The 21,912-nt window shown below is 66.3% G+C and carries 19 protein-coding genes; 7 read left to right on the top strand and 12 right to left on the bottom strand.

Features of this window, described 5'->3' with window-relative positions; translation table 11 throughout:
- Positions 1–106 precede the first annotated feature (106 nt).
- A complete protein-coding gene (locus BSL82_RS11535) occupies positions 107–1,111 on the top strand; it encodes a 2-hydroxyacid dehydrogenase (protein ID WP_072598748.1) in 1,005 nt (334 codons plus the stop codon).
- Between the two features lie 7 nt (positions 1,112–1,118).
- Here BSL82_RS11535 and BSL82_RS11530 read toward each other — a convergent pair whose 3' ends face one another.
- The 7 genes from BSL82_RS11530 to BSL82_RS11500 all read right to left on the bottom strand — a co-directional run bounded on the left by BSL82_RS11530 (position 1,119) and on the right by BSL82_RS11500 (position 7,392).
- Complete coding sequence (locus BSL82_RS11530) at positions 1,119–1,517, bottom strand: Na+/H+ antiporter subunit G (RefSeq protein ID WP_072597656.1); 399 nt, start codon at positions 1,515–1,517, stop codon at positions 1,119–1,121.
- A gap of 3 nt (positions 1,518–1,520) precedes the next feature.
- The gene (locus BSL82_RS11525; RefSeq protein WP_072597655.1) at positions 1,521–1,790 is read right to left on the bottom strand and encodes a K+/H+ antiporter subunit F; all 270 of its coding nucleotides are present in this window, start codon (positions 1,788–1,790) and stop codon (positions 1,521–1,523) included.
- Positions 1,787–2,278 carry a Na+/H+ antiporter subunit E gene (locus BSL82_RS11520; protein WP_072597654.1) on the bottom strand — a complete coding sequence of 164 codons (492 nt, stop codon included), beginning with the start codon at positions 2,276–2,278 and terminating at the stop codon, positions 1,787–1,789. Before BSL82_RS11520 ends, BSL82_RS11525 begins: the two co-directional genes overlap by 4 nt.
- 4 nt (positions 2,279–2,282) lie before the next feature.
- Positions 2,283–3,800, bottom strand: a complete 1,518-nt coding sequence (locus BSL82_RS11515; protein ID WP_072597653.1) for a monovalent cation/H+ antiporter subunit D — start codon at positions 3,798–3,800, stop codon at positions 2,283–2,285.
- On the bottom strand, positions 3,797–4,153 hold the full coding sequence (locus BSL82_RS11510) for a Na+/H+ antiporter subunit C (protein ID WP_193408581.1): 357 nt from the start codon (positions 4,151–4,153) through the stop codon (positions 3,797–3,799). The genes BSL82_RS11515 and BSL82_RS11510 overlap by 4 nt, the downstream gene beginning before the upstream one ends.
- Positions 4,150–7,065 (bottom strand): monovalent cation/H+ antiporter subunit A, encoded by a 2,916-nt coding sequence (locus BSL82_RS11505; protein ID WP_226998444.1) that lies wholly within the window; start codon positions 7,063–7,065, stop codon positions 4,150–4,152. Before BSL82_RS11505 ends, BSL82_RS11510 begins: the two co-directional genes overlap by 4 nt.
- 153 nt (positions 7,066–7,218) lie before the next feature.
- Entirely contained in the window at positions 7,219–7,392 is a 174-nt protein-coding gene (locus BSL82_RS11500) for a DUF1674 domain-containing protein (RefSeq protein WP_072597652.1), read from the bottom strand.
- 65 nt (positions 7,393–7,457) lie between these two features.
- On the opposite strand from BSL82_RS11500, the gene htpX reads away from it, so the two are divergent.
- From htpX to purH, 5 genes are read left to right on the top strand one after another with little or no spacing between them, the layout of a single operon-like run.
- Positions 7,458–8,423 (top strand): zinc metalloprotease HtpX, encoded by a 966-nt coding sequence (htpX, locus tag BSL82_RS11495; protein WP_072597651.1) that lies wholly within the window; start codon positions 7,458–7,460, stop codon positions 8,421–8,423.
- Between the two features lie 23 nt (positions 8,424–8,446).
- On the top strand, positions 8,447–9,685 hold the full coding sequence (locus BSL82_RS11490; RefSeq protein ID WP_083579173.1) for an RsmB/NOP family class I SAM-dependent RNA methyltransferase: 1,239 nt from the start codon (positions 8,447–8,449) through the stop codon (positions 9,683–9,685).
- 54 nt (positions 9,686–9,739) lie between these two features.
- A complete protein-coding gene (gene rpe, locus BSL82_RS11485) occupies positions 9,740–10,402 on the top strand; it encodes a ribulose-phosphate 3-epimerase (protein WP_072598745.1) in 663 nt (220 codons plus the stop codon).
- Positions 10,392–12,161 carry a heparinase II/III family protein gene (locus BSL82_RS11480; protein WP_072597649.1) on the top strand — a complete coding sequence of 590 codons (1,770 nt, stop codon included), beginning with the start codon at positions 10,392–10,394 and terminating at the stop codon, positions 12,159–12,161. The genes rpe and BSL82_RS11480 overlap by 11 nt, the downstream gene beginning before the upstream one ends.
- Before the next feature lie 15 nt (positions 12,162–12,176).
- Complete coding sequence (gene purH / locus BSL82_RS11475; RefSeq protein ID WP_072597648.1) at positions 12,177–13,766, top strand: bifunctional phosphoribosylaminoimidazolecarboxamide formyltransferase/IMP cyclohydrolase; 1,590 nt, start codon at positions 12,177–12,179, stop codon at positions 13,764–13,766.
- A gap of 9 nt (positions 13,767–13,775) precedes the next feature.
- On the opposite strand, the gene BSL82_RS11470 is transcribed toward purH, so the two are convergent.
- The 5 genes from BSL82_RS11470 to BSL82_RS11450 form a co-directional block, all read right to left on the bottom strand.
- On the bottom strand, positions 13,776–15,245 hold the full coding sequence (locus tag BSL82_RS11470; RefSeq protein WP_072597647.1) for a lipopolysaccharide biosynthesis protein: 1,470 nt from the start codon (positions 15,243–15,245) through the stop codon (positions 13,776–13,778).
- A 112-nt stretch (positions 15,246–15,357) separates the two neighbouring features.
- Positions 15,358–18,102, bottom strand: coding sequence for a DNA polymerase I (gene polA / locus BSL82_RS11465; protein WP_072597646.1), 2,745 nt, complete (start codon positions 18,100–18,102; stop codon positions 15,358–15,360).
- 32 nt (positions 18,103–18,134) lie between these two features.
- On the bottom strand, positions 18,135–19,010 hold the full coding sequence (locus BSL82_RS11460) for a DMT family transporter (RefSeq protein WP_226998443.1): 876 nt from the start codon (positions 19,008–19,010) through the stop codon (positions 18,135–18,137).
- A 32-nt stretch (positions 19,011–19,042) separates the two neighbouring features.
- Positions 19,043–20,650 (bottom strand): L-aspartate oxidase, encoded by a 1,608-nt coding sequence (gene nadB / locus BSL82_RS11455; protein ID WP_072597644.1) that lies wholly within the window; start codon positions 20,648–20,650, stop codon positions 19,043–19,045.
- On the bottom strand, positions 20,643–21,569 hold the full coding sequence (locus BSL82_RS11450; RefSeq protein WP_072597643.1) for an ABC transporter ATP-binding protein: 927 nt from the start codon (positions 21,567–21,569) through the stop codon (positions 20,643–20,645). Before BSL82_RS11450 ends, nadB begins: the two co-directional genes overlap by 8 nt.
- 106 nt (positions 21,570–21,675) lie before the next feature.
- Between BSL82_RS11450 and BSL82_RS11445 the strand changes: the two genes are divergently transcribed.
- Positions 21,676–21,867, top strand: coding sequence for a zinc-finger domain-containing protein (locus BSL82_RS11445; protein WP_072597642.1), 192 nt, complete (start codon positions 21,676–21,678; stop codon positions 21,865–21,867).
- Positions 21,868–21,912: the final 45 nt, after the last annotated feature.

Raw genomic sequence — 21,912 nt, 5'->3', positions numbered from 1 at the left:
GGGTCGCATTGAGGCGGCGTGGCCTGTATGCTGGCCGAACGGCAGGATAGATGGGGCCTTTGCCGAGCGCAACCTGCCGGAGCCCGTGTTCGGACGGGGAGACATCATGAAAGTCGCTGTATTCAGTACCAAACCCTATGACAGGCTGTTCCTAGACGCCGCCAACGAGGCTGACGGAGGACGCCATCAGCTTCATTATCTGGCGGCCGGGCTGACCGAACAGACCGCGCCGCTTGCCAATGGCGCCGGGGCGGTGTGCGCATTCGTCAACGATCACCTTGACCGCCCCGCGCTGGAAGTGCTTGCGGCGGGTGGAACGCGCCTGCTCGCGCTGCGCAGCGCCGGCTACAACAACGTCGATCTGAAGGCGGCGAACGAACTTGGCCTGTCGGTCGCGCGGGTGCCCTCCTATTCGCCCCATGCCATCGCCGAACACAGCGTGGCGCTGATGCTGTCGCTCAACCGCAAGATCCATCGCGCTTATGCGCGGGTCCGCGAGGGCAATTTCTCGCTGGAAGGCCTGCTGGGATTCGACATGCGCGGCCGGGCGGTCGGGATCGTGGGCACGGGGCAGATCGGCATGGCGGTCGCCGGGATTCTCTCCGGCTTCGGCTGCCGCCTTCTGGCGTATGACCCGGCCCCCGATCCGGGTCTTACCGCGCTGGGCGGCCGCTATGTGGAGCTGCCGGAGTTGCTCTCCGGCGCGGACGTCATCACGCTCCACTGTCCGCTGACGCCTGCGACCCGCCACATGATCGGCGCGGACGCGGTTGCGATGATGAAGCCCGGCGTGATGCTGATCAACACCAGCAGGGGCGCGGTGGTGGATACGGCCGCCGTCATCGCCGGGCTGAAGTCAGGGAAGATCGGCTATCTGGGGCTGGACGTCTATGAGGAAGAAGAGGGGCTGTTCTTCGAGGACATGTCCGCCAAGATGATCCAGGACGATGTGTTCGCCCGGCTGCTCACCTTCCCCAATGTGCTGATCACGGGCCATCAGGGCTTTTTCACCAAAGAGGCGCTGGAGGGAATCGCCCGGACGACGATCGCCAACCTGTCGACATTCGAACAGTCGGGGCGGGTGGCGCATCAGCTTTCCGCCGTCGCCTGAACTGCCGTCAGGGGCGGGATGCGTCTTCGTTCCCGAACGTCGCCCATGGCGCGCGGCCACGCTGGTCCGGCATGCCGTCGAGGATTTCATCCTCCGGGTCCGTTTCCATGCGATGGCGCTGCCGGTGTAGATGCGCCTTGGCGATCATATTGGCCGATACCGGCGCGGTGATGAAAAGGAAGAGCGTGATCAGCAGTTCATGGGCTGACCATGTCCCGCCCTGGCTGGGGAAATAGATCATCGATGCGACAAGGCAGCTGCCCACCCCCAAGGTGGTCGCCTTGGTCGGGCCGTGAAGCCGCGTCATGAGCGAGGGCAGGCGGGCCAGCGCCCAGCTTCCAATGAGGGCGAAGCCGCCGCCAAGCACGATCAGCGATGCAACGAGGATTTCGGCGAGGAGGTCCATCGGCTACTCCACGATGTCCCCGCGCAGCAGGAACTTGCAATAGGCCACGGTTCCGACAAACCCGACCATCGCCAGCAGCAGCGCGGCTTCGAAATAGGTGGTGGACGTCTCATAAATGCCGAACAGGACGATCACCGCGATGGCGTTGATCACCATCGTGTCCAGCGCGAGAATCCGGTCCGCCCGCGTCGGCCCGGCCAGCAGGCGGTAGAGGTTGAGCAACACCGCAATCGCGACGCAGCCGAACGCAAAGAAAAGCGCATAGGCGATCATGCGAATATCCTTTTCAGCCGCTCTTCATAGCGCTGCTTGATCCGCGCGACATCGGCCTCCGCGTCGCCGGTGTCCAGCGCATGCACAAGGAGGAAGGCCCCGTCGGTCGATACGTCCGCCGACACGGTTCCCGGCGTCAGGCTGATGGTGGCGGCAAGGGTGGTGATCGCCTCGGCCGATTTCAGTTCGAGCGGCACCACGAGCCAGTGCGGCCGCAACGCGCTGTTGCGGCGGAACAGGATGAGGCGGGCGACGTGGAAATTGGCGACCACGATGTCCCACAGCACCACGCCCAGATAATCGATCATCGCCCAGCCGAACCGCAAGCGGGGCCGGTCCGGCCAGAAGGGGGCGGTGAAGATCGGAATGGTGATCCCGAAGAACAGCGCGAGCAGCAATCCGCCGAAGCTGAAGCTGTTGAGCATCAGCATCCAGACGGCGACCAGCATGACCGACAGGCCCGGATGGGGAAAGAGCCTGGTCAGCATCGCCTCATTCCCTGCCGGGGCCGAGCACCGCCTCGATATAGGCGGCGGGCGCGAAAAGCTGCATTGCCGTGTCGTCCATATAGGCTGTTGCCGGGCCCGCGGCGAGGGTGAGCCCCACCAGCAGCACGACAAGCGCCGCGGCAGGTATGAATTCGGCGGGGCCGAGGGGCAGCGTCTCCCGCCGCTCGCCGATCGGCACCATGCCTTTCCAGAAGATCGCGGTTCCGGCCCGCGCCAGGCCCAATACGCCAATCAGCGTCGTCACGAGTACGGCCGTCCAGATCCACGCAACCGCCGGATGGGCGATCGTCGCCTGAAGGATCAGCAGCTTGCCGATGAACCCCGACAGGGGCGGCAGCCCCACCAGCGCCATTGCGGCCAACATGTAGAGAAGCGAAAGGCCCGCCATGTCCTGAAAAGGCCCCCTCGCGGTCGCCGCGTCGCCATGGCTTGGGCGACGGCGCACGATGAGGTCGGTCGTCAGGAACAGCAACGCCCCGGCCAGTGTCGTGTGCGGCAGATAATAAAGCCCGGCGGCCAATGCCTGTGGTTCAAACACCGAGACGGCGGCAAGCAGCGTGCCGGTGGAGCCGATCACTCCGAACGCCGCGATGCGGCGGAGCGCCCGCGACCCGAGCAGGCCGACGAAGCCGATGACCATCGTCAGCAGCGCGCAGGGCAGGATCCACGGCATCGGCGCCCATGCCGCAGCGCCCGCGTTTTCGCCAAAGATCAGCGTCACCACGCGGATGATCGCATAAACGCCCACCTTGGTCATGATCGCAAACAGCGCGGCGACAGGCGGGGAGGTGGCGGCATAGGCCCTTGGCAGCCACAGGTGGAGTGGCAGCAGCGCGGCCTTCAGCGCGAAGACCGCCAGCAGAAGCAGCGCGCCCGCGCGCAACAGGCCCTGGTCTCCGGCGGGAAGCCACGCGACGCGCACGGCCATGTCGGCCATGTTGAGCGTGCCGGTCACTCCATAGAGAATGCCGATGGCGATGAGGAAGATCGTCGATCCGACCAGATTGATGATGACGTACTGGACGCCCGCCTTCAGCCGCTCCTTTCCCTGACCGTGCAGGATCAGCCCATAGGAGGCGATCAGCAGCACCTCGAAGAAGACGAAGAGGTTGAACAGGTCGCCCGTCAGAAATGCGCCGTTCAGCCCCAGCAGCTGAAACTGGAAGAGCGGGTGGAAATGCCATCCGCGCCGGTCGAGCCCGGTCAGGACCGCGTGGCAAAGCACGGCAAGCGCCAGCAGCGACGTGAGCAGCAGCATCATCGCGGCCAGCCGGTCCAGCACCAATATGATCCCGAAGGGCGCTGGCCAGCCCCCCAGCGCATAGGCGGACGGGCCGCCATCCATCGCCTGGAGGAACAGCGCAATCGCAATCGCGAGCGAACCGGCGGTCCCTGCGATGGAAAGCCCGGCACCCAGGTTCCTGTGCCGGAGCATGAACAGCAGCGTGCCCGCGCCGGTGATTGCGGGAAGGACGAGGGGAGCGACGATCAGCGGATTCACGGCTCTAGGCGATCCGTCTTGCTGTCGGGCAGGCCGTCGACCTGATCGGTTCCGGTCTCAAGATAGGTCCTGAGCGCGAGGACGACGACAAGCGCCGTCATTCCAAAGGCGATGACGATGGCTGTGAGTACGAGCGCCTGCGGCAGGGGATCGGTATATTCGGTCAGGCCCTTTTCGTAGATCGGCGGGCGGTCGATCACAAGCCTGCCCATTGCGAACAGGAAGACGTTGATCGCGTAGGACAGCATCGCAAGCCCCAGCACCACCGGGAAGGTGCGCCCGCGCAGGCACAGATAGATGCCTGCGGCGGTGAGCACGCCGACGGCGCTCGCCACGAGAAACTCCAGGCTCATGCCGGCTCCTTTCGATGGCGCGCCGGGTCGACATCCATCGGCTCATCGTCGATCCGCTCTTCCTTTTCGGCGCGCTGCGCGATGTGGCTGAGTTCGGCAAGCGCGAGCATGACCGCGCCCACCACCGTGACCGCGACGCCGATGTCGAACAGCATGGCGGTCGCCAGTTCGAACGTGCCGACCAGCGGCAGGGTGAAATATCCAAAGGCGCTGGTGAAAAGCGGCGCTCCGAACAGCAGCGATCCAAGGCCAGTCAGCGCGGCGATGATGACGCCGAAGCCGATCATCGCATGCTCGTCCAGCTTGCGCCGCTGATCGGCCCATTCGAACCCCGACGCCATATATTGCATCAGCAGCGCGATCGAGATCACCAGCCCGGCGATGAAGCCGCCGCCCGGCATGTTGTGGCCGCGCAGGAATATGTAGAGCCCGGCAAGCATCGTCAGCGGAAGGAGGAGCCGCGTCGCCACGGCGAACATCATTGGGTGCCGCTCCGGCGAGCGGACGAGGTCGGGCATCCATTCCTGCAGCCTGCGTCCCGAAGCGCCGCGCACGGCCGTCTGCAGCAGCGCGAAGATGGCGAGGGCGGCGATCCCCAGCACGATGATCTCGCCGAATGTGTCGAACGCGCGGAAATCGACAAGGGTCACGTTGACGACATTGGTGCCGCCGCCGCCCGAATAGCTGTGCGCCCAGTGGTAGGACGAGATCGGGTCATTGGGTGCGCGCGTCATGACCGCCCAGGCGGCAAGGCCGGTACCAAGCCCGCCCGCCGCGCCAAGCGCCGCGTCGCGCAGCCTCAGCGCGTTGCTGCCCAGCCGGGGCGGCTTCTTGGGCAGGAGGTTGAGCGCCAGCAGCAGCAGCAGGATGGTCACCACCTCCACCGAAATCTGCGTAAGCGCAAGATCGGGCGCGGACAGATGGACAAAGCCCAGCGAAATGACGAGGCCGATCACGCTGATGAAGATGAGGGTCAGATAGCGCTCCCGCTGCGCACGCACCACCGCCAGCGTCGCCCCGATCAGCAGCAGCCAGGCGATGACCGCGACAGGCGATGCCGGGATGGTCTCGCGCGTCCCGCTGGCATAGCCCCCTTTCCAAAGCCCCTCTATTCCAAGCAGAAGCGCGACCGCGAACAGCAGCGCAAGCTGTCGCTGGAGCGAGCTATTGTGGATCGCCAGCGTCGCCGTGCGCCCCCAACCGACCGCCGCGCCAACGCCTTGCTCGTACAAGGCGCGCGCTTCGGGCAGCGGCAGGCGATCCCACAGGCTGAGAAGCCGGCGATAATGGCGGAGCATGATCGCGCCCACCATGATGGCAAAGGCGCTCATCGCGAGCGCTGGCGTGAAGCCATGCCACAGCCTGGGCGCGAAGGCAGGCGGCGGCGCGCCGATGACCGCGCCGGACGCCGCAGTGACGAGATCGCCCGTCACGGTCATCGGAAACAGCCCGGCAAGCACCGCGAGCAGCACCAGCAATGCCGATGGCCCCCACAGGCCGAAGGGCGGATCATGCGGCGCATGCGGATAATCCGGCCGGCGCGGCCCAAGATAGACCTGGAAAATGTAGCGCAGCGAATAGGCGACCGACAGGGTGGCGGCCGCCACCGCGATCACCGGGACAAGCCAGGCGATGCCGTGCCAGCCGGTATGCGCCGCTTCCTCAAGCATCATTTCCTTTGAAAGAAAGCCGTTCAGCGGCGGCAGGCCCGCCATGGCGGCGGCCGCGACGATGCCCAGCAGCGCGCTGCTGGGCATCAGCGAGGCGAGTCCGCCGAGCCTGCGCACGTCGCGCGTGCCTGCCTCGTGATCGACGATCCCGGCGTTCATGAACAGCGCGGCCTTGAACGCGGCGTGGTTCAATATGTGGAACACGCCTACGACCGCCGCCGCCCGCGTGCCGAAACCGAACAGCATGGTCAGCAAGCCCAGATGGCTGACCGTCGAATAGGCGAGGATCGCCTTCAGATCATGCTTGAAGAGCGCGATCGCCGCGCCCAGCAGCATCGTCAAAAGCCCTGTGGTGGCGACCAGATAGAACCACAGCTCCGTTCCCGAAAGCACCGGCCACAGCCGGGCAAGGAGGAAGACGCCCGCCTTCACCATCGTCGCGGAATGGAGATAGGCGCTGACCGGCGTCGGCGCGGCCATGGCGTGCGGCAGCCAGAAATGGAAGGGGAACTGCGCCGATTTCGTGAAACACCCGATCAGCACCAGCATCAGCGCGGCCGGATAGAGCGGCGACGCGATGATCAGTTCCCTGCGCTGGAGAATGGTCGTCAGCTCGAACGAACCGGCGATGTCGCCCAGCAGCAGCATGCCCGCGATCAGCGCAAGCCCGCCGCCGCCGGTCACCACCAGCGCCATGCGCGCGCCCTGCCGCGCGTTGGCGTCATGACGCCAGAAGCCGATGAGGAGGAAGGACGACAGGCTCGTCAGCTCCCAGAAAACCAGCATCATCAGCACATTGTCGGAAATGACGATGCCGAGCATCGCCCCCTGGAACAGCAGCAGGAACGACAGGAACCTTCCCATCGAATCTCCTGCCGCCAGATAGAAGCGGGCGTAGATGATGATCAGCAGCCCGATCCCCAGGATCATTCCCGCGAACATCAGCCCCAGCGGATCGATGAAGAAGCTGGCGGCGAGGCCGAGGGCAGGCACCCATTCGAAATGGGCCGACGGGGTGTCTCCGGCCATTGCGGCGGGCGCGAACGAGAGGAGGACGAGGAGCGCGAGCGCGGTTGTCCCGCACGCGGCCAGCGCCTGGAGGTTGCGGCTGCGATCGCTCAGCCCCGCCAGCAGAACGGCCCCGGTGAACGGCAAAAGCGCTAGGATCAACAATAGCAATTCGGCGCTCCAACTGTCGCCGGCGGCCTTGCAGCCAGACGCCAGCATTCCCGACAGGGTCATTATGCGATCAGGGCATAATCATCACTGGAGCGGAAAGGATAGGCAAGCAAATCAAGGATAAAACACTGAACGGCGAGAGCGGCCCGCGCGCCCGTGGGTCATTGGGGTAGAGCCGGGTCTTCTGAGCGCATGGCCCACCGCGTCCAAGCCGCGTCAGAAATCGACCGCAATTCCCTTGATCTCCCAGTCGCCATAGCGGGTGGGTTCATGCCCGCCCCGGCCGCCGCTTTCCGGCATCGGCTCGGCCGCCTTCGGTTCCGGCACAGGGGGGCTTTTCGAAAGGTGCGCGGGCGGCTTCACCCATGCGGGACGCTTATTCTCGTTCATGTCCGATCCTGTCTTGATCTTCCGCGCGATCGTAACAAGATTGAGCGCGCGGAGGTAGCTACGACGTGAACTGGTTTCGAACCACTTTGTTGCTTGCGGCGCTGACCGCCTTGTTCATGGGGCTGGGCTTCATGCTCGGCGGGCGCGGCGGCATGATGATCGCGCTTGTCGTCGCGATTGGGCTGAACTTCTTTTCCTATTGGAACGCCGACAAGATCGTGCTGCGCATGCATAGCGCGCGCGAGGTGGATGAACGGAGCGCCCCCGAATATTACGGGCTGGTGCGCGAGCTTGCCACGCGGGCAGGGTTGCCGATGCCCAAGGTCTATATCGTCGACTCGCCGCATCCCAATGCCTTTGCCACCGGCCGCAATCCGGAACATGCAGCCGTCGCCGCGACCACCGGCCTGCTCCAGATTCTGAACCGCGACGAACTGGCCGGTGTGATGGCGCATGAGCTTGGCCATGTGAAGAACCGCGACACGCTTGTCATGACCATCACCGCGACCATCGCGGGCGCGATCTCGATGATCGGCAATTTCGCGATGTTTGCGGGGATGACGGGCGGCAACGACCGGCCCAACCCGATCGCACTGATCGCTGCGGTGATCGTTGCGCCCTTTGCGGCGATGCTCGTCCAGATGGCGATCAGCCGCACGCGCGAATATGCCGCCGACCGGGCGGGCGCGGAGATTTCCGGAGTGCCGATGGCGCTTGCCTCGGCGCTGCACAAGCTGGCGCAGGGCGTGGCGCGCATCCCCAATCCGGTGGTGGAGCGCAACCCGGCGGCCGCCCATCTCTATATCGTGCATCCGGCCATCGGGCACGGCATGGACAGTCTGTTCTCCACCCATCCCGACACCGGCAACCGGATCGCGGCGCTTCGGTCGATGGCGGCCGATCCGCGTTTCGCGACGGCGCAGTTCCGCAACATGCCCGACATAGACATAGCGCCTTCGCCCGCCGTGCGGCGAAGCGCGCTCGATCCCCTTGGAGGCTCCACCCGGAATCGCGGCGGAAACGGACGCTGACCCGCCTCCCCGAACCTGCCGGCGTGCCTGCCCGGCGCGCGGCGCTCCGCCTGCTCGACGCGGTGCTGCGCCGGGGCCAGCCGCTGGAAAGCGCGCTGGCGGGGGCGACCCGCGACCTGCCTTCCCCGGCCGATCGTGGCCTTGCCCATGCGCTTGCAGCCGCCGTGCTGCGCTGGCTGCCCGATCTGGACGCGCTGATCGACAGCGCGACCCGCCAGCCCCTGCCCGACGACGCCAAGGCACGCATGGCGCTGCGAATCGCGCTTGCCCAGTCGCTGCGGTTGGGAACGCCGGGCCATGCCGCGATCGCAACCGTGCTGCCGCTGGTGGACGGGGGGCCGCGCAAGCTCGTCCATGGGGTGTTCGGCACGCTTGACCGGAAGAGGGCGGCTCTGCCGCCCGCGCCGACGCTTCCGGCGCCTGTCCTGCTCCGCTGGCAGGAGAGCTGGGGCGACGGGATGTGCGCTGCTGCGGCCGCCGCGCTTGCCGAGCCGCCGCCGATCGACCTGACGCTGAAGGACCCATCCGCCACCGCTGAACTGGCCGTGCGCCTCGGCGGCGCATCGCTTGCGCCCGGTCATGTGCGCGTGCCGTTCGGCGGGCGTGTCGAAGAGCTGGCGGGTTATGATGAGGGCGCTTGGTGGGTGCAGGATCTGGCCGCCTCCCTTCCGGCGCGCCTGCTTGGGGCAGGGCCGGGCGAGGCTGTGCTGGACCTGTGTGCTGCGCCCGGCGGCAAGACGATGCAGCTTGCCGCCGCCGGGGCCGATGTCACTGCGGTGGAGATCAACCCAAAGCGCCTTGTCAGGCTCCGGCAAAATCTGGAGCGGACCGGGCTTCGGGCCGAACTGGTCGAGGCCGATGTCATGAAATGGGCTCCGGCTCGGCAGTTCGATCATGTGCTGCTCGACGCGCCCTGTTCGGCGACCGGCATCTTTCGCCGTCATCCCGATGTGCTGCACCGAGTCCGGCCTTCCGACATCGCCGATCTGGCGCGGGTGCAGGCGGGGCTGCTGAGACGCGCGGCGGCGTGGGTCAAGCCGGGCGGCATGTTCATCTTTTGCGTGTGCTCGCTGGAGCCTGAGGAGGGCGAGGCGCAGCTTGCGTCGCTTGGCCAGGCTGGTCTCTCGATCGACCCGATATCGCCGGACGAACTCCCCGCCGGGCTGCGTCCCCGCGAGGACGGAACGCTGCGGACCCTGCCCGGCCAGGTCGAGGGCGGGCTCGACGGCTTTTTCATCGCCAGGATGCGCCGGACAGGATAATCATGTCGGCGGGCCGCCTTGCCGCTTGCGGCCGCCAAGGCTAAAGCCATGGCCATGCAACAGCCCGTCCGCATTTCTCCCTCCATCCTTTCCGCCGACTTCGCCCGCCTGGGTGAGGAGGTGCGCGCGATCGACGCGGCAGGGGCGGACTGGATCCATGTCGATGTGATGGACGGGCATTTCGTGCCCAATCTGACGATCGGCCCGGCGGTGGTGAAGGCGCTTCGGCCGCATTCGGACAAGCCGTTCGACGTGCATCTGATGATCAGCCCCGTCGACAATTTCCTCGATGCCTTCGCCGAGGCGGGGGCCGACATCATCACCGTCCATCCCGAGGCCGGTCCCCATGTCCACCGCACCATCCAGCGCATCAAGTCGCTGGGCAAGAAGGCGGGCATTTCGCTCAACCCCGCCACGCCCGCCAAGATGCTCGATTACATACTGGAAGAGATCGACCTGGTGCTGGTGATGAGCGTCAATCCCGGTTTCGGCGGGCAGAGCTTCATTTCCAGCCAGCTTCGCAAGATCGAGGCGATCAGGAAATCGATCGACAAGCTGGGCAAGCCCATCGACCTTGAGGTGGACGGCGGTATCGATGCCGAAACGGCGCGGCTTGCGGTGAGCGCGGGCGCGGACGCGCTTGTGGCGGGCACGGCCACCTTCCGCGGCGGGCCTGCCGCCTATGCCGACAACATCAGGCGATTGCGTGGCGAATAGAAACCCCCAGCCACGGCCCGAAGCAGAGGCCCAGGGCGATCCGGCCGAAGAGATCGAAGCCGGCAAGCGGCTGGTGCGCATCGGTGGCGATCGCGGCGTGTCGCTTGCCGAGCGGATCGCCTCGCAGTTCCGGCTGCTTGCCTGGAAAAGCCCGTTGCACCGGATGCGGCTGCGTGGGCGCTTCCCGCTGAAGCTGATCACCGTCCCGACCGATCCGATCTCCGGCGATGGGGCTGTCGGCGCGGCGATGATGAAGGGCGAGTTCGTCCATCGCGGCGAGACGGTGCCGATCCAGTCGCTGAGCTTCGCCAATGCCGAGGCGTCGGCCGAGACGCGGGACTGGTTGCAGAGCTTTGCCTGGCTGCGCGATCTCGCCGCCTCCTCGCCCCGGCCGGAGGCGGCGCGGCTGGCCGAACCGCTGACCCGGCTCTGGCTTGCCGAGCATGCCGAGTTCGATCCCGTGGGCTGGCGGCCGGACCTGATCGGCTGGCGCATATTGTTCTGGACGGCCTATGCGCCGCTGATCCTGTCGTCGTCCGATCTGGTCTATCGTTCGGCCGTGCTCAACGCGCTGGCGCGAATGGCCCGGCATCTGGAACGGTCCGCCAGCAAGGCGGAAGACGGGCTGCCGCGCATCGCCGCCTTTGCCGGCCTCACCGTCGCGGGCCTGATGATCCCGGGCGGGGAGCCGCGTCAGGCACGCGGCCAGGCGGGGATGGAAAAGGCGCTCGGCGGCTTTCTTTATGAGGATGGCGGCATCGCCAGCCGCTCCCCGGTGCAGGCGCTGGAACTGCTTGAGCTGCTCGTCACCGTCCGTTCCTTCTATTCGTCGCGCCGTTTGTTGCCGCCGCCCTGGTATGACCCGGCGATCGACCGGCTGGTCCCTGCGCTCAAAGGTGTGACGCTGGGCGACGGGGCGTTGTCGTCGTGGCATGGCGGCGGTCCCTGTGACACGGGGCGGATCGAGCGGGCGATCACCGCCACGGGCGTGCTTGCCCGTCCGCTCAAGCACGGCAGCGAATGGGGATTCCAGCGGCTCACGGGCGGCAAGACGGTGGTGGTCTGCGATGTCGGCCCGCCGCCGCCTGCCCGGCTTTCCCGCACCGGCCACGCCTCCACGCTTGCGTTCGAGCTTGCCGACGGCCAGCAGCGCATCGTCGTCAACTGTGGCGGCGACATCGGCTCTCCAAGACGGCTGCCTGCCGAGCTGACCGGGCTGCTCAAGACCACGGCGGCGCATTCGACGCTGGTGATCGAGGACGTCAATTCCACCTCCATCCGCAATGACGGCATGCTGGGCAAGGGCGTCGCCGAAGTGCTGGTGCACCGGCAGGAAAACGAGGCCGGCACCTGGGTGGACGCGGGGCATGACGGCTATGCGCGCCGGTTCGGGATCGAGCATCGCAGGCGGTTCTACCTGTCGTCCAACGGACAGGATTTGCGGGGCGAGGACACGCTGCTGCCGGTTGCCGGCCGCGGCCTGAAACGGCGGGCGAGCGGCGAGCTTCGCTTCGACATCCGTTTCCATCTTGCACCCGGTGTCGAGCCGGTGCCCACCGCCGACGGGCAGGCAGCGTTGATCAAGCTGCTCGATGGGCGGGTCTGGCAATTCCGGTGTCGCGGCGGGACGCTCAGTTTTGACGATAGTCTTTGGATTGACGGCGAAGCTGCCATAAAGGCGAGCCGGCAAATGGTGATCAGCGGCGTGATCGTGCCGGGCGGCGGATCGGTCGCCTGGTCCTTCAGGCGGGCTGGCTAGACGGAAAGCAAGAAAATGAGCGGGGTTAAGGTTACGCGGGCGCTGCTTTCGGTGTCCGACAAGACGGGGCTTGTGGCGCTGGGGCAGGCGCTTGCGCGGCACGGGGTGGAACTGCTGTCGACGGGCGGCACCGCCAAGGCGCTGCGCGAGGCGGGGCTTGCGGTAAAGGACGTATCGGACCACACCGGCTTTCCCGAGATGATGGACGGCCGGGTCAAGACGCTGCACCCCAAGGTGCATGGCGGGCTGCTGGCGGTGCGCGACAATGCGGAACATGCAGCGGCGATGGCCGAGCACAATATTCCGCCGATCGATCTTGTGGTGGTGAACCTCTATCCATTCGCCCAAACGGTGGCGCGGGGTGCTGCGCGCGACGAGATCATCGAGAATATCGATATCGGCGGGCCTTCCATGGTGCGTTCGGCCGCCAAGAATCATGAATATGTCGCGATCCTGACCGATCCCGCCGATTACGAAGCCTTCGTCGCCGAGATCGAGGCAAGCGGCGGAAGCACGTCGCTGGAACTGCGCAGGCGGCTTGCCGCCCGGGCGTTCGCGGCCACCGCCGCCTATGACGCGATGATCTCGCAATGGTTCGCGGGCGTCGACCAGGGCGAGAAGTTCCCGCCCGTCCGCGCGATGGCGAGCAGGCTGGCGATGCCGCTGCGCTATGGCGAAAACCCGCATCAGGAAGCCGCGCTCTATCTGCCCATGGGTCCGGCAGCGCCCGGCATCGCCCAGGCCCGGCAGGTGCAGGGCAAGGAACTTTCCTACAACAACCTCAACGATGCGGATGCGGCGCTGGAGCTGGTCAGCGAGTTCCGCGACGGACCGCCCACCGTCGTCATCGTCAAGCACGCCAACCCCTGCGGCGTCGCCACTGCCGACACGCTGATCGAGGCCTATCGCCAGGCGCTCGCGTGCGACAGCGTATCGGCCTTCGGCGGCATCATCGCCGTCAACCGTCCGCTGGACGGACCGACCGCAGAGGCGATCAGCGGCATCTTCACCGAGGTGGTGGCTGCGCCTGACGCCGACGAGGCAGCAAAGGCGGTGTTCGCGAAAAAGAAGAACCTGCGCCTGTTGCTGACCGGCGATCTTCCCGACCCGGCCCGGCGCGGCCAGCAGGTGAAGGTGATCGCGGGCGGCGTGCTGCTTCAGGACCGTGACAATGGCCGCGTCAGCCGCGACATGCTGAAGGTCGTGACGAAGCGCGCGCCCGACGCCCGCGAGATGGACGACTGCATGTTCGCCTGGACCGTCGCCAAGCATGTGAAATCGAACGCCATCGTCTATGCGAAGGACGGCGCCACGGCAGGCATCGGCGCGGGCCAGATGAACCGCCGCGACAGCGCCCGCATCGCAGCCGCCAAGGCGCGCGAGGCGGCCGAGACGAACGGCTGGGATGCGCCGCGAACGGTGGGCTCGGCCGTTGCGTCGGACGCCTTCTTCCCGTTCGCCGACGGCCTGCTGGCGGCGGTGGAGGCGGGCGCGACCGCCGTGATCCAGCCCGGCGGCTCGGTTCGTGACGAAGAAGTGATCGCCGCCGCCGACGAGGCGGGTCTGGCGATGGTCTTCACCGGAATGCGGCACTTCCGGCATTGATGCGGCCGGTCAGGGTGAGGGCGCTTCCGGCGCTTTCATCCTGAACAGCACGCGGTCGTCGGGACCAAAACCCCGGTACCAGATCACCAGCCCATAGCTCAGCAGAATGGCGGGGATGCCGAAGATCAGCTCCCCCCATTCGGGCACGCGGGTGACGACGGCGCCCACCACCACCGCCACCGCGACGGCGGGGAGCAGCGCCCAGCGCCAGCCGGATACGGGCGCGCCCAGAATGCGCGACAGCAGGCGCGCCTTGAGGACGGACGCGAGGCCGAGCGCGATGAGCAGCGCGACTGCGGGTGCGGCGGCGGCGACAAGTTCGGGCAGCTGATAGGCGCGCGCCGCGAGGATCAGGGCAAAGCTCAGCGCGATCTGGATTCCGACCATCAGCAGCGAGATCATCAGGTTGCGGTGCCTGGCGACATAAACCAGCCCGGCCTCCGATACGGCGGCGGTGGCGGCCACCACCTCCACCGACAGCAGCACGGCGAGGATGACGATGCCCGCGACGAAATGCGGCCCAACCAGCCCCATCACGCCCTCGCCGGGGATGCCGAGCGCAAGCGCGACCCCCGCCTGCGCGGCGATGATCCAGAAGCCGACCTGCGCCACCTGCGCGGCGACGCCCTTCTTGTCGCCTTTCGCAAGGTTGCGGGTGATGACCGGCCCGAGAATGGGGTCGAAGCTCGTCTTCAGCTTTTGCGGAAGCGAGGCGACCTGCTGGGCGACATAATAGATGCCGACCACGGCGGGCGAAAAGAACAGGCCGAGGATCGCGAGATCAAGGCGGCGCGAGCCCCATTCGATCGCATCCGCGCCCGCCAGCGGCACATTCTTTCGGGCAAGCGCAAAAAGCTCCACCGGCTTTGGCCGCCATCCCCGGGGCCAGCCATAGCTCCGGACGAAGGGCAGCAGCGAGGCGATGAGCGCGGCCACCAGCGAGACGACATAGGACAGGATCAGTCCGTCGCGCGTGGAATAGAATGCAAAGGCGAATGCGCCGATGCTGATCGCCCATGGCTCGATGACCGAGCGGGCGCGAACGGTGGCCCCGATGTCATGGCGATAGGCGAGCGCCGCAAGCGTGATGTCGGAACCGACGATCGCGAAGACGATGAGCGGCAGCAGCCGGTCCAGCCCGTTGATGGCGCTGTTCGGAAACATCAGGCCCGGAAGCGTGATCAGCACCACCGCCGCGATCGCTGACACGATCCAGCCGACGAGAAGCGCGTCCCACACCACATGGGTGTCGGGCCGGCCATCGGTGCTCAACTGCTCGGCAAGCCCGCGCTTCAGGCCAAGCGTTGCGATCTGGGCTGCAAACTCCACGACGATGATCGCATAGGCGAAGCGTCCAAGCGCCTCCGCGCCATACATGCGCCCCGCGATGAACAGGAAGGGCAGGCGTGCTGCAAGCCGCAGCAGGAACCCGAAAAAGTTGGTGCGTCCACCCTTGGCGAGCGCGGCAAGATCACTCATCGGGGATGAAGTCCCGGCTGCCCAACCCGATCGCCAATTGCAGCACCCCCTCGCTTCCCGTCATCCTATTCGCCATCGCGCCGGTCATGTCCACCCTTGGACCACCGCCGGTTCAGTGCGCCGCGCCCCAGGACGCGCCGGTGCCGATGCCGACACCCAGCGGCACGGAAAGGCTGATCGCAGGCTCCGCCGCGCCTTCCATCACCGTGCGGATGACCGTGGAGGCGCGATCCACATCGGCTTCGGGCACCTCGAACACAAGTTCGTCGTGCACCTGAAGGAGCATGCGCGTGCCGTCCAGCCCCGCCGCGGCCAGCGCGGGGATCATGCGGGTCATCGCCCGCTTGATGATGTCGGCCGACGTGCCCTGGATCGGTGCGTTGATCGCCGCCCGCTCCGACCCCATCCGCTCGTTCATGTTCTTGGACGTGAGGTTGGGGAAGTGCGTCCTGCGCCCGAACAGGGTCGTGACATAGCCGGTCTCGCGCGCGCCGTTCAGCGTTTCGGCGATATAGTTGCGGATGCCGGGGAAGCGGTCGAAATAGCGGTCGATGATCGCCTGCGCCTCGCCCCGGTCGCAGCCCAGCCGTCCGGCAAGGCCGAAAGCGGATATGCCGTAGAGGATGGCGAAGTTGATCGTCTTGGCGCGCCCGCGGGTGTCGCGGTTGACCTCGCCGAACAGCTCCTGCGCGGTCAGGTTGTGGATGTCGGCCCCGTCGGCGAAGGCCTGCTTCAATGCGGGCACATCGGCCATGTGCGCGGCGATCCGCAGCTCGATCTGGCTGTAATCGGCGGCAAGGATCACATGCCCCGGCTCCGCGACAAAGGCGTCGCGGATGCGGCGGCCCAGTTCGGTACGGATGGGGATGTTCTGGAGATTGGGATCGGTGGACGACAGACGGCCCGTCTGGGCGACCGCCAGCGAAAAGCTGGTGTGGACACGATCCGTTTCCGGATTGATCTGGGTCTGGAGCGCATCCGTATAGGTGGATTTCAGCTTGGAGAGCTGCCGCCAGTCGAGCACCAGTCGCGCGATCGGCGCGCCCTCTGCCGCCAGCCGCTCCAGCTCGTTGACGTCGGTTGAATGAGCGCCGGTCTTTCCCTTCTTGCCGCCGGCAAGACCCATCTGGCCATAGAGCACCTCGCCAAGCTGCTTGGGGCTGCCGATGGTGAAGGGCCTGCCCGCCAGCGCGTGGATCTCCCCCTCAAGCCGCATGATCTCGCGCGCATAGTCGCCCGACAGCCGCGCCAGCTCCTCCCTGTCCACCTTGATGCCGGCGCGCTCCGTCTCGGCGATGACGGGCACCAGCGGCCGGTCGACCATCTCGTAGACGCGGGCCAGGCCCTCGCGCGCGAGGCGGGGCTTCAGCCGCCGCCAGAGCCGCAGCGTCACATCGGCGTCCTCGGCGGCATAGCAGGTCGCGCGATCCAGCGGGGCCTTGTCGAAGGTGATCTGGGACTTGCCCGTGCCGCACACGTCCTTGAAGGCGACGGGGCAGTGCTTCAGGTGCAGGTTGCACAGCTCGTCCATGCCATGCCCGTTGCGGCCCGCGTCCAGCGCGTAGCTCAGGAGCATCGTGTCGTCATAGGGGGTCACGTCGACGCCTGCCCGGCGCAGGACGATGAGATCGTATTTGAGGTTGTGGCCAATCTTCAGCGTCGCCTCGTCTTCCAGCAGCGGCCGCAGCTTGGCGAGTACGAGATCGCGGGGAAGCTGCTTCGGCGCTTCGGAAAGCAGCCCGTCGCCGCCATGGCCGATGGGGATGTAACAGGCCCGGCCGGGCGCGGTCGCGAGACTCACCCCGACCAGCGCCGCGCGGGTGGCGTCGACGCTGTCGGTCTCGGTGTCCACCGCAATCACGCCGGCCGAAAAGCCTTCGGCTATCCAGCTATCAAGCGTCGCCTCATCGGTGACGCAGACATAGTCGTCATGGTTGAAGGGCGGGTCGTCCGCTTCGCTCGGCTCGGGCGCGGCCGGCGGGGGCGGGATGTCGCCGCCCAGCTTCGTCAGCAGCGAGCGGAATCCCTGATCGGCGAGGAACGCCTTCAGCGGCTCCGGCGGGATGCCCTTCAGCTTCAGGTCGTCGAGCGGTTCCGGCAGGGGGCTGTCGCACACCAGCCGCACCAGTTCGCGCGACAACCGGGCGTTGTCGGCATGTGCGATCAGGTTTTCGCGCAGCTTGGGCTTCTTGATCTCGGGGGCCGCCGCCAGCACCGCCTCGAGGCTGCCGTAGGTGCGGATCAGCTCGGACGCGGTTTTCGGGCCGACGCCGGGGACGCCCGGCACATTGTCGACGCTGTCGCCCATCAGCGCCAGCACCTCGCCAAGCTGTTCGGGCGGCACGCCGAACTTCTCGATCACATAATCGCGGTCGATGCGGCGGTTGTTCATCGTGTCGAGCAGGTCGAGTCCCGGCTGGATCAGCTGCATCAGATCCTTGTCGGACGATACGATCGTCACCTGCCAGCCCTGTTTCAGCGCGGCTTCGGCATAGCAGGCGATGATATCGTCCGCCTCAAGCCCCATCTCCTCGATGCAGGGCACCGAAAAGGCGCGGACCGCTTGGCGGATGATGGGGAACTGGGGCACCAGATCTTCGGGCGGCGGCGGCCGGTGCGCCTTATACTTGTCGTAAAGATCGTTGCGGAAGGTCTTGGAGGAAGCGTCCAGGATCACCGCCAGATGGGTGGGGCTTTCGTCGCGGTTCAGTTCCTCCACCAGCTTCCACAGCATGGTGGTGAAGCCATAGACCGCGCCGACCGGTTCGCCACGCGTGTTGGTGAGCGGCGGCAGCCGGTGATAGGCGCGAAAGATGTAGCTGGAGCCGTCGACCAGATAGAGATGATTTGAAGCCATTGCTGCCCCTTAGCAGAGCATAAGGCCCTGCGTCAGCCTCCGTCGGTGATGCGAGAGATCGGCGGATGCGGCAGCTTCAGCTTGCGCTCGCGGTGGACGATGTAAAGACCGCTGGCGATGACGATCGCGGCGCCCGCCAGCGTATCCTCGCCCGGCACGTCACCCCACAGGATGAAGGCGACCAGCGCCGCCCAGAGAAGCTGGGTATAGTCGAACGGCACCAGGGTGGAGACAGGTGCATATCGGAGCGCGACGGTGCTGGTAAGCTGGACAAGCCCGCCCGCGATGCCGATGCCCGCAAGCAGCAGCCATTGCCAGGACGTGGGCGTCGTCCAGAAGAAGGGCAGGGCGACGGCAAGTGCGACCGAGGACAGCGCCATGAAATAAAAGGCGATGGTGACTCCGGATTCGGTGGCGGCGATCTGGCGGATGGTGACTGCGGTGGCGGAGATGAAGCACACGCCGACAAGCGCATATATAGCGCCTTGCGAGATCATTGTGCCCGGATCGGGGTGAATGATGATGAGGACGCCCAAAAAGCCGATCATGGTGGCAAGCCAGCGATGCCGCCCGACCTTCTCCTTCAGGAAGACGGCGGACAGCAAGGTCGCAATGAGGGGCGCCGAAAAGCCGATGGCGGTCGCTTGGTCCAGCGGCAGCGCCACGATGCCCATGAAGACGAACAGCATTCCGGTTCCGCCGATGGCGGAGCGGAACAGATGCGCGTTCGGCCGCTGCGTCTTCAGCAGTCCGGGGTCGCGAAGCACGGCGATATAGCCCGCGATCAGGAGCGTCGCGAAGAAGCTGCGGAAGAACATGGGCTGGATGAAGGGGATGCCCCCTGCCGAAGCCAGCTTCACGAGCGCCGCCAGGATCGCAAAGCACACGGCGCTCGACAGGCGGAGCATGATGCCCCGCCTGACGTCTTCCTGTGGATGCGTCATTTTGCAGGGGCTGGAGGAAGTATCGTGTCTTCACCCCGCGCCAGCGTTTCGGGATAGTCGAGCGTGTAATGCAGCCCGCGGCTTTCCTTCCGCGAAAGCGCCGAACGGACGATAAGGTCGGCGACGTCGATCAGGTTCCTCAGTTCGATCAGATCGGGCGTCACCCGGAAATTGCTGTAATATTCCTGTACTTCGGAGCGCAGCAGCGCGACGCGGTGCAAGGCCCGCTCCAGCCGCTTGGTGGTTCTGACGATGCCGACATAGTCCCACATGAACCGCCGGATCTCGCGCCAGTTGTGGTGGACGACCACTTCCTCGTCCGAATCGGTGACCCGGCTTTCGTCCCATTCGCGGATGGACGGCGTCGGTTCGAGGCCGGACCAGTTCGCCAGAATGTCGGCCGCCGCCGCCTGGCCGAACACAAGGCACTCGAGCAGCGAGTTGGACGCCAGCCGGTTGGCGCCATGGAGGCCGGACTGGCTGACCTCACCCGCCGCATAAAGGCCGGGCAGGTCGGTGCGTCCGGCAAGGTCGATCAACACGCCGCCGCAGGTGTAATGCGCGGCGGGGACGACCGGGATCGGCTCCCTGGTGATGTCGATGCCAAGATCGAGCAGCCGCTTGTGAATGGTGGGGAAATGCCCGGTGATAAAATCGGCCGGCTTGTGGCTGATGTCGAGGTGCACGAAATCAAGGCCGAGGCGCTTGATCTCATGGTCGATCGCGCGGGCGACGATGTCGCGCGGCGCAAGCTCTCCCCGAGGGTCGAAATCGGGCATGAAGCGACTGCCATCGGTCGGCCGCTTCAGAACCGCACCTTCGCCGCGCATCGCCTCGGTGATGAGGAAGTTCTTGACCTCGGGGTGATAGAGACAGGTCGGGTGAAACTGGTTGAACTCCATGTTCGACACGCGGCACCCGGCGCGCCATGCCATGGCGATTCCGTCGCCGGTCGACCCTCTGGTGTTGGTCGAATAGAGATAGGCGCGTGACGCACCGCCGGTTGCAAGCACCGTGGCGCGGCCGGTGAACCGCCTCACATGGCCGGTTTCGCGGTCGCAGGCATAGACGCCCCAGACGCGGCGGGGGTCGGCGGCCGGCGAATCCTGATGCCGGCCGGTGATGAGGTCGATCGCGACCATGTCCGGCACGAGGTGGATGTTCGGATGCGCGGCGGCGGCCGCTTCCAGCGCCTGCTGCACCGCCATGCCGGTGGCGTCGTCGACATGGACGATGCGGCGATGGCTGTGGCCACCCTCCTGCGTCAGATGCCAGCGCTCTCCCCCTGCTTCGCCGGGATTGAACGGGACCCCAAGGTCGGCGAGGCGTTCGATCACCGCAGGCGCGTTTTCGACCACGAATTCCACCGCATCGCGGTTGTTGAGGCCCGCCCCGGCCGTCATGGTGTCGTCGATGTGGCTCTCGAACGTGTCGCCCGGCTCCAGCACCGCGGCGATTCCGCCCTGTGCCCATGCGGTGGAGCCCGACGAGATGTTGGACTTCGCAAGCACCACCACCTTCAGCCTCGGCGCGAGGGTGAGCGCGGCGGTCAGCCCGGCGGCGCCTGAGCCGATGATGATGACATCCGCGTCGACATCAGCCATCGGCGGGGGCTCTCGTCAGGCTCAGGAAAACATCCTCAAGGTCAGGCTCCTGGGTGGAGACGTCGACGATGCCCAGACCGGCCGCCGTCAGCGCGCCGAGCACATCCCCGGCGTTCACCCTGCGCCGGTCGTAGCTGATCGTGACGACCCGGGGCGCGGACAGCGTTATCCGGCCGAAACAGGGCGCCTGGGGGACTTCCGTCAGATCGCGGTCGATGGTGACGACGACCTGTTTTTCATGCGCCTGCCCCACCAGTTCATGCGTCGGCTCGTTGGCGATGAGCCTGCCGTGGTTGATGATGGCGATCCGGTCGCAAAGCTCCTCCGCCTCTTCCAGATAATGGGTGGTGAGCACCACGGTGACACCGCCCTGGTTCAGCTCCCTGACATAGGTCCAGAGCTGCTGGCGCAGCTCGATGTCGACACCGGCGGTCGGCTCGTCCAGCACCAGCACCGGCGGCGTATGGACCATCGCCTTTGCAACGAGCAGCCGCCGCTTCATCCCGCCCGACAGGGTGCGTGCATAGGCGTCGGCCTTGTCCTCAAGCCGCACGGCGCGGAGCAGTTCCATCGTGCGGCGCTTGTGTTTGGGCACGCCATAAAGGCCCGCCTGCATCTCCAGCACCTCGGCCGGTGAAAAGAACGGGTCGAACAGGATTTCCTGCGGAACGATGCCGATGGACGCCTTGGCGTTGCGGGCATGGGCGTCGATGTCGAACCCCCAGATGCTGGCCTTGCCTCCCGTCTTGTTCACAAGGCCCGCGAGGATATTGATGAGCGTGGACTTGCCGGCGCCGTTCGGCCCCAGCAGGCCGAAGATCTGCCCGCGCGGCACGTCGAAGCTCACCCCGTCCAGCGCCCGCTTGCCGTTGCTGTAGGTCTTCTCCAGACCCTGGATCGAAATTGCCGCGTTTGTCATCAGGTCTCGATAGCGTTCCCGCGCGCGAGCGCAAGGGCGGGAACGTCGGGAACCCCCGGCATCCTCCTCTTCCCGCCAGCAGCGAATCGCGCTAGAGCGCCAATCCATGATACCGCCGCCCGAGATCATCCGCGTCGAAACCGCCCGCGTCGCCTGCGACGGCGATGGCGGCCCGCTTGGCCATCCCCGAGTCTTTCTCCAGATCGACGAGAAGGGTTTCGTCGATTGCGGCTATTGCGACCGCCGCTTCGTGCTGGGGGGTGGCGTGGCGGACAGGGCGCAGGGCGAGGCCGCCTGAGGCATTTGCCGATCAGGCGTCCGGTTATCCACAGCCTATCCACAT

The organism is Tardibacter chloracetimidivorans (genome assembly GCF_001890385.1).
In the GTDB taxonomy this organism is placed as follows: Bacteria; Pseudomonadota; Alphaproteobacteria; order Sphingomonadales; family Sphingomonadaceae; genus Tardibacter; species Tardibacter chloracetimidivorans.
This window is presented reverse-complemented; position numbering and strand designations above follow the sequence as displayed.